The sequence below is a fragment of the Shigella sp. FC1967 genome, assembly GCF_001743005.1.
Classification (GTDB): Bacteria; Pseudomonadota; Gammaproteobacteria; order Enterobacterales; family Enterobacteriaceae; genus Proteus.
Genome location: NZ_MIIZ01000542.1, coordinates 1 through 201 on the forward strand (window position 1 = coordinate 1; position 201 = coordinate 201).

Sequence of the window (201 nt, forward strand, 5' to 3'; positions counted from 1 at the left end):
AAAAGTCCCCGTTTTACTTTGCGTCCGTAAATGTGTGTTTTGCTGGCGCAGCAGGCGCGACGATACTGATTTCAGATTGTTGACCATCACACTGACCGCCAGTTTTGGCGGGTAAGCAACCAACAGATGCACATGGTCAGGCTCTCCGTCCATCTCAATAATTTCGCATTCAAGTTTTGCCGCAGCGGAGTCAAATACATC

At 48.8% G+C, this 201-nt stretch carries 1 protein-coding gene; it reads right to left on the reverse strand.

Annotated features, from left to right (window positions below):
- The coding region (gene tnpA, locus BHE89_RS04570; protein WP_128860321.1) for an IS200/IS605 family transposase at positions 1 to 201 on the reverse strand (201 nt) is incomplete at both ends.